This is a genomic window from Sphingomonas sp. TREG-RG-20F-R18-01, from assembly GCF_022662475.1.
Classification (GTDB): Bacteria; Pseudomonadota; Alphaproteobacteria; order Sphingomonadales; family Sphingomonadaceae; genus Sphingomonas.
Genome location: NZ_JAKNQQ010000001.1, coordinates 458,279 through 473,003 on the forward strand (window position 1 = coordinate 458,279; position 14,725 = coordinate 473,003).

13 protein-coding genes and 1 tRNA gene are annotated in these 14,725 nt (G+C 66.1%); 5 read left to right on the forward strand and 9 right to left on the reverse strand.

Annotated features, from left to right (window positions below; translation table 11 throughout):
- The first annotated feature begins 284 nt into the window (after positions 1 to 284).
- Positions 285 to 2,237 carry a beta-N-acetylglucosaminidase domain-containing protein gene (locus tag L8K25_RS02255; RefSeq protein WP_242137290.1) on the forward strand — a complete coding sequence of 651 codons (1,953 nt, stop codon included), beginning with the start codon at positions 285 to 287 and terminating at the stop codon, positions 2,235 to 2,237.
- An 88-nt stretch (positions 2,238 to 2,325) separates the two neighbouring features.
- Here L8K25_RS02255 and L8K25_RS02260 read toward each other — a convergent pair whose 3' ends face one another.
- Both L8K25_RS02260 and L8K25_RS02265 read right to left on the reverse strand, forming a co-directional pair.
- Entirely contained in the window at positions 2,326 to 3,372 is a 1,047-nt protein-coding gene (locus tag L8K25_RS02260; protein WP_242137291.1) for a lactonase family protein, read from the reverse strand.
- Between the two features lie 177 nt (positions 3,373 to 3,549).
- Entirely contained in the window at positions 3,550 to 4,152 is a 603-nt protein-coding gene (locus L8K25_RS02265; RefSeq protein WP_242137292.1) for a PEPxxWA-CTERM sorting domain-containing protein, read from the reverse strand.
- A gap of 360 nt (positions 4,153 to 4,512) precedes the next feature.
- Between L8K25_RS02265 and L8K25_RS02270 the strand changes: the two genes are divergently transcribed.
- Positions 4,513 to 6,249 carry a M1 family metallopeptidase gene (locus L8K25_RS02270; RefSeq protein ID WP_242137293.1) on the forward strand — a complete coding sequence of 579 codons (1,737 nt, stop codon included), beginning with the start codon at positions 4,513 to 4,515 and terminating at the stop codon, positions 6,247 to 6,249.
- A gap of 27 nt (positions 6,250 to 6,276) precedes the next feature.
- Positions 6,277 to 6,876, forward strand: a complete 600-nt coding sequence (locus tag L8K25_RS02275) for an isoprenylcysteine carboxylmethyltransferase family protein (RefSeq protein WP_242137294.1) — start codon at positions 6,277 to 6,279, stop codon at positions 6,874 to 6,876.
- Between the two features lie 58 nt (positions 6,877 to 6,934).
- Here the strand turns inward: L8K25_RS02275 and L8K25_RS02280 are convergent, their stop codons facing one another.
- The 5 genes from L8K25_RS02280 to L8K25_RS02300 all read right to left on the reverse strand — a co-directional run bounded on the left by L8K25_RS02280 (position 6,935) and on the right by L8K25_RS02300 (position 12,105).
- Complete coding sequence (locus L8K25_RS02280) at positions 6,935 to 7,585, reverse strand: DUF4893 domain-containing protein (protein WP_242137295.1); 651 nt, start codon at positions 7,583 to 7,585, stop codon at positions 6,935 to 6,937.
- 174 nt (positions 7,586 to 7,759) lie between these two features.
- Positions 7,760 to 9,028 (reverse strand): ATP-dependent Clp protease ATP-binding subunit ClpX, encoded by a 1,269-nt coding sequence (gene clpX, locus L8K25_RS02285; protein WP_242137296.1) that lies wholly within the window; start codon positions 9,026 to 9,028, stop codon positions 7,760 to 7,762.
- 164 nt (positions 9,029 to 9,192) lie between these two features.
- Positions 9,193 to 9,894, reverse strand: a complete 702-nt coding sequence (locus tag L8K25_RS02290) for an ATP-dependent Clp protease proteolytic subunit (protein ID WP_277923010.1) — start codon at positions 9,892 to 9,894, stop codon at positions 9,193 to 9,195.
- A gap of 430 nt (positions 9,895 to 10,324) precedes the next feature.
- Complete coding sequence (gene tig / locus L8K25_RS02295; protein ID WP_242137297.1) at positions 10,325 to 11,959, reverse strand: trigger factor; 1,635 nt, start codon at positions 11,957 to 11,959, stop codon at positions 10,325 to 10,327.
- A gap of 61 nt (positions 11,960 to 12,020) precedes the next feature.
- A tRNA-Leu gene (locus L8K25_RS02300) sits at positions 12,021 to 12,105 on the reverse strand.
- A gap of 147 nt (positions 12,106 to 12,252) precedes the next feature.
- On the opposite strand from L8K25_RS02300, the gene L8K25_RS02305 reads away from it, so the two are divergent.
- Together L8K25_RS02305 and L8K25_RS02310 are read left to right on the forward strand one after the other, a co-directional pair.
- The gene (locus L8K25_RS02305) at positions 12,253 to 12,462 is read left to right on the forward strand and encodes a hypothetical protein (RefSeq protein WP_242137298.1); all 210 of its coding nucleotides are present in this window, start codon (positions 12,253 to 12,255) and stop codon (positions 12,460 to 12,462) included.
- Positions 12,459 to 12,680, forward strand: coding sequence for a hypothetical protein (locus L8K25_RS02310; protein ID WP_242137299.1), 222 nt, complete (start codon positions 12,459 to 12,461; stop codon positions 12,678 to 12,680). The genes L8K25_RS02305 and L8K25_RS02310 overlap by 4 nt, the downstream gene beginning before the upstream one ends.
- Positions 12,681 to 12,739: 59 nt before the next feature.
- Here the strand turns inward: L8K25_RS02310 and L8K25_RS02315 are convergent, their stop codons facing one another.
- Both L8K25_RS02315 and gatB read right to left on the reverse strand, forming a co-directional pair.
- Complete coding sequence (locus tag L8K25_RS02315; RefSeq protein WP_242137300.1) at positions 12,740 to 13,072, reverse strand: hypothetical protein; 333 nt, start codon at positions 13,070 to 13,072, stop codon at positions 12,740 to 12,742.
- Between the two features lie 147 nt (positions 13,073 to 13,219).
- Positions 13,220 to 14,695: an Asp-tRNA(Asn)/Glu-tRNA(Gln) amidotransferase subunit GatB gene (gatB, locus tag L8K25_RS02320; RefSeq protein WP_242137301.1), complete on the reverse strand. Its 1,476-nt coding sequence runs from the start codon at positions 14,693 to 14,695 to the stop codon at positions 13,220 to 13,222.
- Positions 14,696 to 14,725 lie beyond the last annotated feature (30 nt).

Consider the following 14,725-nt stretch of genomic DNA (forward strand, 5'->3'; position numbering starts at 1 on the left):
CCTTTATATGGGGCTAATACCGCCGCCATCAATCGTCACGCGTTTTTGAGCGGCGCGCGAGCGTGGCACGCCATGTCGTTGCCGTCCGGCCGGGGCCGTTCCGTCCACCCTCGCTCTGATGCCCGCGCCATGGGCCACGACGGCCGACGGCACGGACGGAGGAATTGGACCTAGTTTGGGTCCATCCTGCGCGCAACGCGGGGCAAAGCATGCGTGGGGGTTGCCGCCGCACGCGCGGCACCTTAGTCCTCAACGTAATACCACAATAATACCGAAGGACATGGATGATGCGACGTGCCGGCGAGTTCCGCACCGTTCCTGCGCTGTTGGCGGCCCTCGCCGGATGGACCTGCGCCCTCCCCTTCGCCGCTTCGGCCGAACCGGCGACGCTCCCCGCAATCTTCCCCGCCCCGGTGTCGATCGCGCTCGGCACGGGCACCGTCACGCTCGGCACGTCCGTCGGGCTGGTCGTGGCCGACGGCACCGGCCCGGAGACGATCGCCGCCGTTCGACAGATCCTCGAATCGGCCGGCGTGGAAACGGTCGCGACCGCCAGGCGCGTCCCGGCGCGGCTCGACCGCACCTATGTCATCCTCGGCACGGGCAAGGCGGCGGTCGTGCGCGCGGCGCTTGGCCGCAGCAACACGGTGCTCGACGGCCATGACGAGGGCTATACGATCACCAGCGCGGCCGGAAATGGCGGCGGGATCATCACGCTGGCGGGGCATGACGCGGACGGACTGTTCCATGCGGTCCAGACCCTGCGCCAGTTGGTGCGCCGCCCGACCCTTCCCGCGCTGGTGATCCAGGATCACCCGGCGATGCCGATCCGCGGAACGATCGAGGGCTTCTACGGCAAGCCCTGGTCGATGGCGGATCGCACGCAGCATCTCGACTTCCTCGCGACCGTCAAGGCGAACACCTACGTCTACAGTCCGAAGGACGACCCGTTCGCGCGCGATCGCTGGCGCGAGGCCTATCCCGCCGCGACCCTCGCGTCGCTCGGCACGTTGGTGGCGACCGCGCGCCGCAACCATGTCGACTTCGTCTATGCCGTTTCGCCGGGGCCATCGGTCTGCTTCTCCGATCCCGCCGATGCGCAGGCGCTCGAGCGCAAGTTCGCCGCGCTGCGCGGAATCGGCGTCCACCGCTTCTACGTCGCGCTCGACGATATCGAATATACCAAATGGAATTGCGATCGCGACAAGGCCGCATTCGGGCCGTCCGGGGCGGACGCCGCCGGCGTCGCGCAGGCGAAACTGCTGAATGCGGTGCAGGCCAACCTCGTCGCGACCGACCCGGCCTCGCATCCGCTGATCATGGTGCCGACCGAATATTACGACGCCAAGGAAACCCCCTACAAGGCGGCGTTGCGCAAGCATCTCGACCCCCGGGTCGTCGTGCAATGGACCGGAACCGACGTCGTCCCGCCCGCCATCTCGATCCCCGATGCGCGCACCGCGACCAAGGCGTTCGGGCGCAAGACGCTTTTGTGGGACAATTATCCGGTCAACGATTATGCCCAGACGACCGGCCGCCTGCTGCTCGCGCCCTATGCGCGGCGCGAGGCCGGGCTGTCGGCGGAACTAACCGGCATCCTGTCCAACCCGATGAACCAGGAGGCACCGAGCCGAGTCGCGGTGACGGGCGTGGTCGCGTTCGGCTGGAACGACACGGACTACGACCCGGAGCGGACGTGGCAGTTCTCGGCGCGCGCCCTTGCCGGGGGCGATGCCCGGGCGGAAGCCGCGCTGCTGACCTTCTTCGATACGCAGCACATGGCACCGACCTTCGGCAGCCAGCCGTGGCAGCCGCAAGCGCCGCGCCTGAAGGCGGCGCTGGATGCGGTGCGCGATACGATCGCGAACGGCGACGCGTCGGCGCGCCGGGCGGCCATCACGGACCTCTCGCGTCAGGCCGACGCGCTGGCGGATGCGTCCGACGTCATCCGATCGGGAACGGTCGATCCCGCCTTTGCCGAACAGGCCCGACCGTGGCTGGATGCGCTGCAACGCTGGGGGCGCGCGCTGCAACTGACGGCGGCGGGGCTCGATGCCGCCGACCACGGCAATCGCGCTGCCGCGCGGTATTTCGCCGATGCCAGGCGGATCGCCGCGGAAGCCGCCGGCATACAGACGATCCCGGGCGCGACACGGTTCGACGGCCCGATCAAGATCGCCGATGGCGTGCTCGACCGGTTCGTCGCCGATGCACCCACGCTGATCGCGGTTCGCTGAAGACGCGCCGAAGCGCGGATCGTCCCGCCGCCCCCTTTCGGCGCTAGACGAGATGGCGGGCCGCGCGGGACGACCGGTTCCTCAGCCGCTACACCCGCAACACATAGCCGACCCCCGGGATCGGCAGCGATGTGCCGGTCGATCCCAACCGCCCGTCCGCATCGATCGCCAATGTCGTCACCGTCTGCGCTTTCTCGTGCGCGACGACCATCAGCTGATGATCCTCCAGCAACAGGAAGAAGCGCGGCGATGCGCCGTTGGTGGGCGCATAGTCGAGCAGCGTGGGCATCCCGTCCCGGTCGAGGGCGAAGACCGCCACGCTGTCATGGCCACGGTTCGAAACGTACAGCCGGTCCCCCGCGGCATTGAGCGCGATATGCGCGAGGATCGACTCGCCCTGCCACCCCGGCGGCAGGGTCGACAGCGTCGCCACCGCCGCAAGTGTCCCGTCGTCGGCGCATTCCAGCACGGTCAGCGTGTTGGCCAGCTCGTTCGCCAGATAGGCGCGGCGCGGCAGATGCGGATGCAACAGCAGATGCCGTGGCCCCGACCCCGGCGGGGCGGCATAGGCGGTCCGCGGCACGCCGACGGCACCATCTTCGTCGATGGCAAAGCACAGCACTTCGTCCGTCCCCAGATCGGTCTGGTACAGCCGGCGCCCATCCGGGCTGAACCCGACCCAATGCGCATGGGGGGCTTCCTGCCGGCGCGGATCGGGGCCCGAACCGGCGTTGGCGCGCACCTGCACCGCGCCGGCGGGAAGACCGGTTTGCGGATCGAGACGGACCAGCGACATGCTGCCGCTCGCGTAATTGGCGACTGCCAGACGGGTCTCGGTGCGATCCAGCGCGATGTGACACGGCGCCGCCCCGCCGATCTCCAGCGATGCGAGCCGCACCCAGCCTTGCGCCCCGTGCCGCAGCACGCCGACCCGTCCGGTCGCGTCTTCGTCCACGACGTAATGGAGGTCGTGCCGCTCGGAATAGATGCTGAACGCGCTGTTGGGCGCCTGATCGAAGGCGGCGCCGGGGACCAGCCGTCCGTCCGCGAACAGGGCGACCGATTGCAGCCCGCGCCCCCCGCCGCCCCGGTAGGTGCCCGCGGCAAGATGCAGGACGGGCTGGGGTTCGGTCATCGTCAATCCTGTACGCAGCGGCGCAAAGCGCGGGACCGCGCGAGTATACCGCATCATGCGCTGCGGCGACCCCGTTCGCGCACGGATTGCGGGAACACGACAGCCAGACGCGGCGCAACCGACCGCACAAAGCCACCAGCCTTTCGGCCGGTGGCTTCGAACGCCGGTCAACCGGGATCAGGCGAAACGGACGCTCGTCTTGACCGCGCCGCGACGGCGGGCGGCGAAGCCGATCATCCCGAAGCCGGCAAGCATCATCGCCCAGGTGCTCGGCTCGGGAACCGCGCCGGGGGTGAAGGACAGCTTCGACAGCGCCTGTGTCCAGCTGCGGCTCGTACCTTCGCCGTTGCTCCACACGATCGAGCCGATATCCGAACTCGACAGCGTATAGGAGGTACCGTTGAGCGGACCGGATGCGAGCAGCACCGCGCTCGGGGAGTAAACGCGATAGTTGTTCGCGCCGTTATACCCCTGATTGCTGAAGACGAAGCTGACGTCCGATACGGGTGTCGCGAACGTGGCGATCAGGCTGTCGGCGGTCGGGTACTCGCCCGCTTTCGGCGAATTGCTCAAACCCGCGCCGTAATAGGCAATCGTCGGGGCGCCCGAAGCGAGGCCGCCCGCCAGCGAGAAGGTAACGCCGGGATATTGCGTGGTGACGGCGGTGCCGGATGCCAGCGCCGTGAAGTCGATCGTGACGGTCGCCGCGTCAGCCGCAGTCGCCGCGACCGACAGCGCAATCGCGATTGCCGTGCCGGAGAGGATGTTGGTGAACTTCATGATATGCCCCTGTTGTGTACGCCCCTCGATCGACAATACCGCGTCCCGACTGGATCGGTTGATCGAGACCCTTCTCTCAGCACGCATCGTGCCAATTGGCTTTGCCGATTATTTGTGATTGTTTTTCAGCAAGATGCGCAGTTTTCCCGTTAACCATGACGAGCCCGGTGTAACCACCACCGTCCTTTCATCCTTAACGGCCGCCCCCTGCCCAGGGCCTCGTCGACACCGGCCTCGGACGTGCTTGCCGGCGCACCGCAACGCCCGCGTGCGCTCCCCCGAATTTGTGCTTATGATCGCGCGAGCCTCAGCTTTTCGCCGGGTCTTTCGCGTGGTTTTTCCGGTGGAGTTCGTCCCAGCATGATCGTGTCCCGCGTTGCGGCCCTGCTCGCTTGTGTGTCATTGACGGCCGCGACTCTTCCCAGAAAGGGCGAGCCGCCGATCACCGCGCAGACACAAAAGTCCGGTGGCCCGATCGACCCAGACCAGGCGAAACTGACCTTCGCCGCGGCCGACCTGTCGTTCGAGGTGTTGCCCAAGACCCAGACGCTGCGCGGGATCGCGACGCTCGATTTCGCCGCGCGTGCGCCGCTCGACCGGCTGGTGGTCGATCTCGACCGTAACCTGCCCGTCGACTCGATCGCGATCGACGGGACCGCCTTGCCGCGGGACTCCTGGACCAACCCGCAGGGGCAGTTGCGGATCACCTTGCCCCACGCCGTCCCGACCGGGCGCCACCTGACCGCGCGGATCGTCTATGGCGGGCAGCCGCACGTCGCGGTCAATGCGCCGTGGGATTCGGGGATGGTGTGGTCGACGACCCCCGACGGCGCGACCTGGTTCGCGACGACGGCAGAGGGAATCGGCTGCGACCTGTTCTGGCCCTGCCTCGATTTTCCGACCGGCAAGCCGGGCGTGGTCACGCTGCACATCACCGTGCCACAGGGGTTGAAGGCACCTTCCAACGGCGTCCTGCTCGGCACCGACGCGCTCCCTGATGGGCGGACCCGGTGGAACTGGCGGATCAAGCGCCCGGCGACCTATGGCATCGCGCTCAACGTCGGCCCGTATGAGGAACTGTCGGGCGTCTACCGGAGCCGCTACGGCAACATGATCCCGCTCTTCTACTGGTATCTCCCCGGCGAGGAGGCGCAGGCACGCGCGCTGTTCGCCGAATTCGCGCCGACGCTCGATTTCTACGAAAGCCAGGTCGGCCCGTATCCGTTCGGCGACGAAAAGGTCGGCGTGGTCGAGACCCCGCACAAGGGCATGGAGCACCAGACGATCAACGCCTACGGCAACGCCTATGCCAAGGCGCCGGAGGGGTTCGACTGGCTGTTCCAGCATGAATTCGGCCACGAATGGTTCGGCAACCAGCTGACCGCCGCCGATTGGGACGATTACTGGCTGCACGAGGGCTATACCGAATATATGCAGCCCTTTTACGGCCGCTGGCGCGAAGGCGCGGCGCGCTATGCGGTGATGATGGACGATCAGCGCAACCGGATCGCCAACCTGCGCCCGATCGTCTCGGGCAAACCGCGCACCGAGGAACAGGTCTATGAGGTCGCCAAGGGCGGCCCGGGTCAGGACATCTATTACAAGGGCGCGTGGATGCTCCACACGCTGCGCGGGCTGATCGGCGATCGTGCGTTTCGCGACGTGACGCGCCTCGCGGTCTATGGGCGGCTCGATCCGCGGCCGGGCAATTTCGTTCCGCGCTACGGCACCACTGACGAATATGAGCGATTCGTGCAGCGCGTGACGGGAAAGGACTATGGCTGGTTCTTCGACGTCTATCTGCGCCAGGCGGCCCTTCCCGACCTGATCGAGACGCGCACTCCCGCGCGCCTGACGCTGCGGTGGGACGCGCCGGGCGGACGCCCGTTCCCGCTTCCGGTCGAAGTTCAGGTCGGGCAACGGATCGTCCGCCTGCCGATGACCGCGGGGCTCGGCAGCATCGCCGTCCCACGCGGTGCGCATGTCGTGGTGGATCCCGCCGCGCGCGTGCTGCGCCGCTCGATCGCGGTCGAGCAGTATCAGGCGTGGCGCGACGCGCAGGCGCACAAGAAGGCGGCCGCGCCCGCCAAGGATTGACCGACCCTTCACCGACCGGAGATTGCCATGCCATTCGCCCCCGAACCCGTCGGCCTTCCCGGGCTTGCCGCCCTTTCGCTCGGCATGGCCGGATTCGTGGGCGTGCTCCTGCTTGCGCGCCTGCGGGGACGACGCGCACCGTCCGTCGCGGATAGCGGTCGCCGCAACGCGTCGATCGTGTGGATCGTTGTTCAGGGGGTCGGGATTGCCTGCGCCGGGGTGGGCCCCATCGTCGTGACGCGCGATCCGCTGTCGGCACCCGCGTTGCTGAGCGGTGCGATCGTCCTGATGCTGATGGTTGCGGCGTCCGCCCTGTTCGACTCCGCGTCGCGGACGATGGGGCGCAACTGGGCGCTGGTCGCACGGACGCGCGGCGACGGGACGCTCGTCGAGACTGGCCCCTTCGCGTACGTCCGCAACCCGATCTACGTCGCGTTGCTGCTCATCCTGCTCGCGCTGGCCATTGCCTGCGGGCATCTCGGCAGCCTCGTGATCGCGCTGCCGGTCTTCGCGGTCGGGACCGCGATGCGGATCCGGCACGAGGAAACCGTGCTGCGCGCCGCCTTCGGCGGAGCCTATGATCGCTACGCCGCACGGGTGAAGCGGTTCCTGCCCGGGGTCTTCTGACCCCGGTCGTCGCGATCGGCAAGGCCGACCGGGGCCGGGTGCCTGGTCGCGCGCGCGCCTAGCCTGCGACCGCGGGCACCGATCCAGGCACCTTCGGGGTCACCGGCACCAGTTCATAGACATCGAGCACCGCCCCGCCCCCGGCGCGCGTCATCGCCATGCGCCAGCGAAACCCGGACACGCGTTCGACCACGCCCGCCACGCTGAGCGCCGGGTTCGCGCCATAGGCAGGGGCCGCCCCGCCCCGCGCCGGCTGGAACGCACCCAGGAACACGCTGCGCGTGTCATTGTGGGCGAAGAGCCAGCCACGGGGCTGGCTGGCGCCGCTCTGCTTGTTGAACGCGACGCCGGCAGCATTGGCGACGACCGTGCAGAAGTCGGGCTTGGACGTCGCAAAGCCCGCGCGACCTCCGAACCGCAGTAGCCGGCAATAATAAAGGCCTGGCGGCAACTCGGGCTTGGGCAGCGCGATCGTCGGGTCGAGCAGCGGCCCTTCCGCCGCAAGCGCAGCGCGCGCGCGGCGTGGGACTGCAGCACGGGCCTTCGTCCAGGTGACGCCAAGCTGGTCGATCGCGGTCCGGTCGGTCGGCGTGACGCGCATGTGCCAATTGTCGGGCACGTCCGGTTGCGTGGCGACGGCAAGGTGCGTTTGCTGGGCGCAGCCGCCGAGCCCCAGTGCGGCGAAGAGCAGCATCGTGACGATGCGCATGACCATCTACTCCGGGTTTCAAAACCGAACCTTGGCCGAAAGGCAGGTATATGCCGGGTAAGCCACAATGGTTAACGAATGGTGAATTTCCGGGCCCGCGACGGCCCGGCGACCCTCATCAAAAAGGGCGCCGATCGCTCGACGCCCCTTTCGGTTCTGCAAGGGAGGCTGGCGTTACGCCGCGCCCGCCCCCGCCTTTTCCTTCTTGGCATAGACGCGGATCGGCTCCTTGCGGCCGTCGATCACGTCCTTGTCGATCATCACCTCGTCGACGCCGTCCATCCCGGGCAGGTCGAACATCGTGTCGAGCAAGATGCCCTCGAGGATCGAGCGTAGCCCGCGCGCGCCGGTCTTGCGATCGATCGCCTTCTTGGCGACCTGCACCAGCGCGTCGTCGGTGAAGCCGAGCTTGACCGTCTCCATGTCGAACAACTTCTGATACTGTTTTACCAGCGCGTTCTTCGGCTCGGTCAGGATCGTCACCAGCGCGGGCACGTCGAGATCCTCGAGCGTCGCGATCACGGGCAGACGGCCGACGAACTCGGGGATGAGCCCGAACTTGAGCAGATCCTCGGGCTCGACCGCCTTGAGCGTCTCGCCGGTCCGGCGTTCCTCCGGCGAAGCGACATACGCCCCGAAGCCGATCGACTTGCCCTGCAGGCGATCGCCGATGATCTTCTCAAGACCGCTGAACGCGCCGCCGCAGATGAACAGGATGTTGGTCGTGTCGACCTGCAGGAACTCCTGCTGCGGATGCTTGCGCCCGCCCTGCGGCGGAACGCTCGCGGTGGTGCCCTCCATCAGCTTGAGCAGCGCCTGCTGGACGCCCTCGCCCGACACGTCGCGCGTGATCGACGGGTTTTCGGCCTTGCGGCTGATCTTGTCGATCTCGTCGATGTAGACGATCCCGCGCTGCGCCCGCTCGACGTTATAGTCGGAGGCCTGGAGCAGCTTGAGAATGATGTTCTCGACGTCCTCGCCGACGTAACCGGCTTCGGTCAGCGTCGTCGCATCGGCCATCGTGAACGGCACGTCGAGGATGCGGGCGAGCGTCTGCGCGAGCAGCGTCTTGCCGCAGCCGGTCGGGCCGACGAGCAGGATGTTCGACTTGGCAAGCTCGACATCCGCGCCCTTCTGGCCGTGGTTGAGGCGCTTGTAGTGGTTGTGCACCGCCACCGACAGCACGCGCTTGGCGCGCTTCTGGCCAATCACGTAATCATCGAGCACGTCGCAGATTTCCTGCGGCGTGGGCACGCCGCCGTCCTTCTTGCTCACCAGCGCGGACTTCGTCTCCTCGCGGATGATGTCGTTGCACAGTTCGACGCATTCATCGCAGATGAAAACGGTAGGGCCCGCAATCAGCTTGCGGACTTCGTGCTGCGATTTGCCGCAGAACGAGCAATAAAGCGTGCTCTTGGAGTCGCCGCCGGTCATCTTTGGCATTTAGTCCATCCTTGGCAGCCCTTGGGGCGCACTAATGCGAGAGTCCATCCTAGACCGCCCTCGCGCGGTCCGACAATCACCAAAATCGTCTTGAGATAGGTGTGCCGGGCTAAACCTTGGACGCCCGGCACTGAATATACGGTGAATTTACGATCTTTACGAAATTATGCCGAGGTGAGCGCGGGCGGCGTGGTCGAGTCGTCGGGGAGTGCCGGACGCTTGTCGAACACCTGATCGACCAGACCGAATTCCTTGGCCTCATGTGCCTCGAGGAACGTGTCCCGGTCCATCGCACGCTCGATCTCCTCGATCGGCTTGCCGGTGTACTGCGCGTACAGCGCATTCATCCGGTTCTTGATCCGCTGGATTTCCTTCGCCTGGATCTGAATGTCGCTGGCCATGCCCTGCGCCCCGCCCGACGGCTGGTGGATCATGATCCGCGCGTTGGTCAGCGCGACGCGCATCCCGGGCTCGCCCGCGGCGAGCAGGAAGCTGCCCATCGATGCGGCCTGCCCCATGCACACCGTGCCGACGCGCGGACGGATGTACTGCATCGTGTCATGGATCGCCATGCCCGCCGTGACGACGCCGCCCGGCGAGTTGATGTACATGAAGATGTCCTTCTTCGGATTCTCCGACTCCAGGAACAGCAGCTGGGCGCTGATCACCGAGGCCATGTGATCCTCGACGCCACCCGTGATGAAGATGATGCGTTCGCGCAGCAGCCGCGAGTAGATGTCGAAGCTGCGCTCGCCGCGATTGGATTGCTCGATGACGATCGGAACGAGCCCGCCCTGGGGCGAGACCGCCATCCCGGCGCCATTGAGGGGGGCCATGAAGTCACCGGTGTCGAACGGATTGCGCATGATGAGTCTTGAAATCCTTTATGCCCCGAAGAGACGCCATACATCGGCGTTGCCGGAAACGAGTTCAACCCCCGTTGGACTGCGGTGGAGTGGATCAGGGACGGCGACGGTCGGATGACACGGCCTTCCCCGTTCTGCCGTCGCCCCAACTCGGGGTGAGGCCCGATGCGAAAGTAAGCCACGGCGTAGCTGTTTTCCCGCGAAGGCGGGAATCCAGAGCCAAGCAGAACAACGGCTGACGGTGCTCGCAACGCCTGGACTCCCGCCTGCGCGGGAGAACGGCAACCCCCGCGCCGAGCCAGGGGGAACATAGCGTCTTACGCTGGCGCTTCCCAATTCGGTTGCAAGCCCGCGCTGTCCAAGCCCCCAAACGCAACAGGGGCGATCCGAAGACCGCCCCTGCCAATACCCTTACTCTTCAACCAGAAGCTTACGCCTCAGGCTCTTCCTTGACCGCAGCGGCCTTCTTCTTCGCGGGAGCCTTCTTGGCAGGCGCAGGTGCTTCCGAAGCGGCCTCGTCGCCAGCAGGCTCTTCAGCCTTCTTGGCGGGTGCCTTCTTGGTCGCAGCCTTCTTCACCGGCTCGACGGGGGTCGGTGCCGCCGCATCGTCGGTTGCCGGAGCGGCTTCCCCTTCGGCGTCATCACCCTCGGACGACTTGGCCTTCTTGGCCGAAACCTTCTTGGCCGCCTTGGGCTTGTGGTTGTCGTGATCGTGGCTGTGGGTGCCGGTCGAGAACCCCTCGTCGCTCTCGATCGCTGCCTCGAGCTCCTCGCGCGTCACTTCGCGATCGCTGATCTCGGACTTTTCGAACAGGTAATCGACGACCTTGTCCTCATACAGCGGCGCGCGGAGCTGTGCTGCTGCCATCGGCTCCTGCTGAACGTACTGGAGGAAACGCTGGCGATCCTCCGGGCCGTACTGCTGGGCTGCCTGCGCGATCAGGCGGTTCATTTCCTGCTGGCTGACTTCGACGCCATTGGCCTGGCCGATCTCGCTGAGCAACAGCCCCAGGCGAACGCGACGCTCGGCGATCTTCTGATAGTCGTCGCGCTCGGACTCCATCTCGGCAAGTGCTGCCGCCGGATCTTCCTCATGCGTCGCTTCATGCTCGAGCTGCTGCCAGATCTGGCCGAACTCGGCCTCAACCATCGACGGCGGCACTTCGAAGTCATGCCCCTCGGCGAGCTGGTCGAGCAGCTTGCGCTTCATGTAGGTGCGCGTGAGCCCGTTGAGCTCCTGCTCGATCTGGCCCTTGAGTAGCTCGGTCAGCTGCTCGAGGCTCTGCAGCCCGAGCGAGGTCGCGAGCTCGTCGTCGATCTTGGTCTCGCCAGCGGTCTTCACCGACTTGATCGTCAGGTCGAACGTCGCGGCCTTGCCGGCGAGTTCCTTGGCCTGGTAATCGGCCGGGAAGTTGACGTTGATCTGGCGCTCGTCGCCAGCCTTCACGCCGACGACCTGCTCCTCGAAGCCCGGGATCAGACGCCCCGAACCGATTTCGACCGACATGTCCTCGCCAGTGCCGCCATCGAACGCGACGCCGTCGACCTTGCCGACGAAGTCCATCACGACGAGGTCACCCGTCTCGGCAGCGCGATCCTCGGCTTCTTCCCAGCGCTTCTGCTGGTCGGCGAACTTCTGGAGCTGCGCCTGGACGGCAGCCTCGTCGACCGGAACCGTCAGCCGCTCGAGCTTGAGGCCCTCGATCGCCGGGGTCGGCACGTCGGGAAGCACTTCGAGCTCGACCTTGATGCTGGCGTCCTGGCCAAGCTCATAGCCGTCATCGAGGCTGACCGAAGGCTGCAGCGCGGGGCGCAGCTTGTGCTCGGCGATCAGCTCCTGAATGCCCTGCTGGATCGAGCTGTTGAGCGCGTCCTGCATCAGCGCCGGGCCGTGCATCTTGCGGACCAGGTTGGTCGGCACCTTGCCGGGGCGGAAGCCGGGCATCTTCACCGTCGGCGCAACGCGCTTCAGTTCGGCGTCAACGCGCGAATCGATGTCCTTCGCGGTGATCTTCAGCGTGTAGGCGCGCTTCAGGCCCTCGTTCAACGTCTCGACAGTCTGCATGTTCAGGTCTGGCCTTTTACAGGAAATTCGGTTGGCGGCCGCCCGTTTGCCACGGGCGGCCTGGTGCGGGCGAAGGGACTCGAACCCCCACATCTTGCGATGGCAGGACCTAAACCTGCTGCGTCTACCAGTTCCGCCACGCCCGCATAGGACACCGCCGGTGTGGGGGGCGTCTATAGCAGGCGCACGGGGTTGGGCAAGTCGCGGCGTTACCCTCCCGAAAAACAGTCCGGGAGATTACGGAGCAACCCCGGACGGAGCCATGCGTTAGAAGGGGGTAGAGGAGATTTGAGATGGCCACGACGCCCCCAACCGAACTGCCCCCGATGCCCGGCAACCCCAGCGGCATACCGACCGAACCCGGTCAGCCGACACCCATGCCGACGGAATTGCCGAGCCCGACGCCCGACACCGACATTCCGGATTCGATGCCGGGGAGCGATCCGGGCGTAGCACCGGGCCAGCCGGTCGACGACAGCGGTCTCTCGGGGGATTTCGCATGAGCGATACCCCGCACGAACCGAACAAGGGCCCGCTCGACGATCCCAAGGAAGACATCGACGATCGCAGCGATCTCCAGAAGATGGTCGAGGCGCGCAAGGACGCAGTCGAGCGCGGCGAAGGTGGCGATGAGCCGGACAATTTCACGTCCACCGGCATGTCCGACGGCGTCGGCGGTACGGGCGGCGTGACCAAGAACCAGGACGACGACGCGCAGTGAATTGACGGTATTGGGCGTGCCGCAAGGTCAGCGGCACGCCCTGATTCACAACGCTATGTTCAAGACGCCGACTTCAGCCCGACGCACTGCTTCCATATGCCGCCGACAGTACCGAACTTCTTGCGGTAATCGATGCGGCTACCGGTGGCCTCCGGGTAAACCGAGAAGGCCAGCGAGACGCCGCCATATCCGTTCTTGATCAAGACGACCCGCGAGCCGTCCTCCTGTTCCAACGCCGCGGTGTTGTTCTTGTTGGCCAGACAGAATGCGACCTCCCGGACCGATTGCGGTGCATGGAATGTCTGGGTAACCGGGCCATTCAAGACCGTTTGCGTAGACGCACACCCCCCTAACGCCAGCGCAATGGCTGCCGCATGATAACGCGCTTTCATGATGCCCCCCGTTTTATTGCGGCGACGCACGGTGTCGCCGAGACGGACATTCCTAGAAGCGCGGTTTCCTGTCAACGCGCCATTGATCAAGTATAGATGAAGGGCCCGCCAAGACCCATTCGGTAGCTCGACAGACGCAGCCTTGCGCTAAGCCAACATCTTCTTGAGCACGTCGTTGACGACGCCGGGATTGGCCTTGCCACCCATTGCCTTCATCGTCTGGCCCACGAAGAAGCCGAACAACTTGTCCTTGCCGCCACGATAGTCGGCGACCTTGTCCGCGTTCGCCGCCATCACTTCGGCAATGACGCGTTCGATCTCGCCGGTGTCGCTGGTCTGCTTGAGTCCGCGCTCCTCGACGACGGCGCCCGCGCCCTGCCCGGTTTCGAGCATGATCTCGAACACCTGCTTGGCGAGGCTCCCCGACAGCGTTCCGTCCGCGACCAGCGCGAGCAGCTCGGCGGCCTGCGCCGGGCTGACCGGCGAGGTCGTGAAATCGGTGCCCGTTCGGTTGAGCGCGCCGAACAGCTCGGACGTCGTCCAGTTCGCCGCCGCGACCGGCTTGGTACCGGTTTCGAGCAACGCATCGAACCAGCGCGCCGCCTCGACCTCGGCAGTGAGCACGGCCGCCTGATACGGCGAGACACCGAGCGCCTCATAGCGCCGGCGCTTGGCGTCGGGCAATTCCGGCAGCGACGCCCGGCATTCCTCCAGGAAGGCGTCGTCCAACTCGAGCGGCAACAGATCGGGATCGGGGAAGTAGCGGTAATCGTGCGCGTCTTCCTTCGACCGCATCGAGCGGGTCTCGTTCCGGTCGGGGTCGTACAACCGCGTTTCCTGGACGATGCGGCCGCCCTCCTCGAGCACCTCGACCTGGCGACGCGCCTCCTGCTCGACCACCGCCATCACAAAGCGGACCGAATTGACGTTCTTGGTCTCGGTCCGCGTGCCGAGCGGATCGCCCGGCTTGCGCACGCTGACGTTGACGTCGGCGCGCATCGAGCCCTCCTCCATATTGCCGTCGCATGACCCGACATAGCGCAGGATCGAGCGCAACTTGCGGAGGTAAGCGCCTGCTTCGGCGGGAGACGTCATGTCGGGCTTGGACACGATCTCCATCAGCGCGACGCCCGAGCGATTGAGATCGACATAGGAGCGCGTCGGATGCTGGTCGTGCATCAGCTTGCCCGCGTCCTGCTCGACATGGATCCGCTCGACGCCAATGCGCTTGCCGCTCTGGTCGGGGTTCTTGTCGTCGAGACTGATGTCGATCGCGCCCTCGCCCACCAGCGGATGGAAGAGCTGGCTGATCTGATAGCCCTGCGGCAGATCGGCGTAGAAATAGTTCTTGCGGTCGAACCGCGACCAGCGGTTGATCTGCGCGTCGATCGCCATGCCGGTGCGGACAGCCTGGCGGATGCACTCGCGGTTGGGCACCGGAAGCATCCCCGGCATCGCGGCGTCGACCAGCGACACCTGGCTGTTGGGCTCCGCCCCGAACGCGGTCGCCGCGCCCGAGAATAGCTTCGCGTTGGAGGTCACCTGCGCATGGACCTCGAGGCCGACGACGACCTCCCACGCTCCGGTTTCGCCGTGAATCACATAGGTCTGATGTTCGCTCATGCGCGGTGGCTAGCACGCAGTGTATCGTTC

Bases quoted from the DNA above. Each gene is read 5' to 3' on its own strand.
- L8K25_RS02255 (WP_242137290.1), top strand. From the start codon at position 285: ATGATGCGACGTGCCGGCGAGTTCCGCACCGTTCCTGCGCTGTTGGCG.
- L8K25_RS02260 (WP_242137291.1), bottom strand. From the start codon at position 3,372: ATGACCGAACCCCAGCCCGTCCTGCATCTTGCCGCGGGCACCTACCGG.
- L8K25_RS02265 (WP_242137292.1), bottom strand. From the start codon at position 4,152: ATGAAGTTCACCAACATCCTCTCCGGCACGGCAATCGCGATTGCGCTG.
- L8K25_RS02270 (WP_242137293.1), top strand. From the start codon at position 4,513: ATGATCGTGTCCCGCGTTGCGGCCCTGCTCGCTTGTGTGTCATTGACG.
- L8K25_RS02275 (WP_242137294.1), top strand. From the start codon at position 6,277: ATGCCATTCGCCCCCGAACCCGTCGGCCTTCCCGGGCTTGCCGCCCTT.
- L8K25_RS02280 (WP_242137295.1), bottom strand. From the start codon at position 7,585: ATGCGCATCGTCACGATGCTGCTCTTCGCCGCACTGGGGCTCGGCGGC.
- clpX (WP_242137296.1), bottom strand. From the start codon at position 9,028: ATGCCAAAGATGACCGGCGGCGACTCCAAGAGCACGCTTTATTGCTCG.
- L8K25_RS02290 (WP_277923010.1), bottom strand. From the start codon at position 9,894: ATGCGCAATCCGTTCGACACCGGTGACTTCATGGCCCCCCTCAATGGC.
- tig (WP_242137297.1), bottom strand. From the start codon at position 11,959: ATGCAGACTGTCGAGACGTTGAACGAGGGCCTGAAGCGCGCCTACACG.
- L8K25_RS02305 (WP_242137298.1), top strand. From the start codon at position 12,253: ATGGCCACGACGCCCCCAACCGAACTGCCCCCGATGCCCGGCAACCCC.
- L8K25_RS02310 (WP_242137299.1), top strand. From the start codon at position 12,459: ATGAGCGATACCCCGCACGAACCGAACAAGGGCCCGCTCGACGATCCC.
- L8K25_RS02315 (WP_242137300.1), bottom strand. From the start codon at position 13,072: ATGAAAGCGCGTTATCATGCGGCAGCCATTGCGCTGGCGTTAGGGGGG.
- gatB (WP_242137301.1), bottom strand. From the start codon at position 14,695: ATGAGCGAACATCAGACCTATGTGATTCACGGCGAAACCGGAGCGTGG.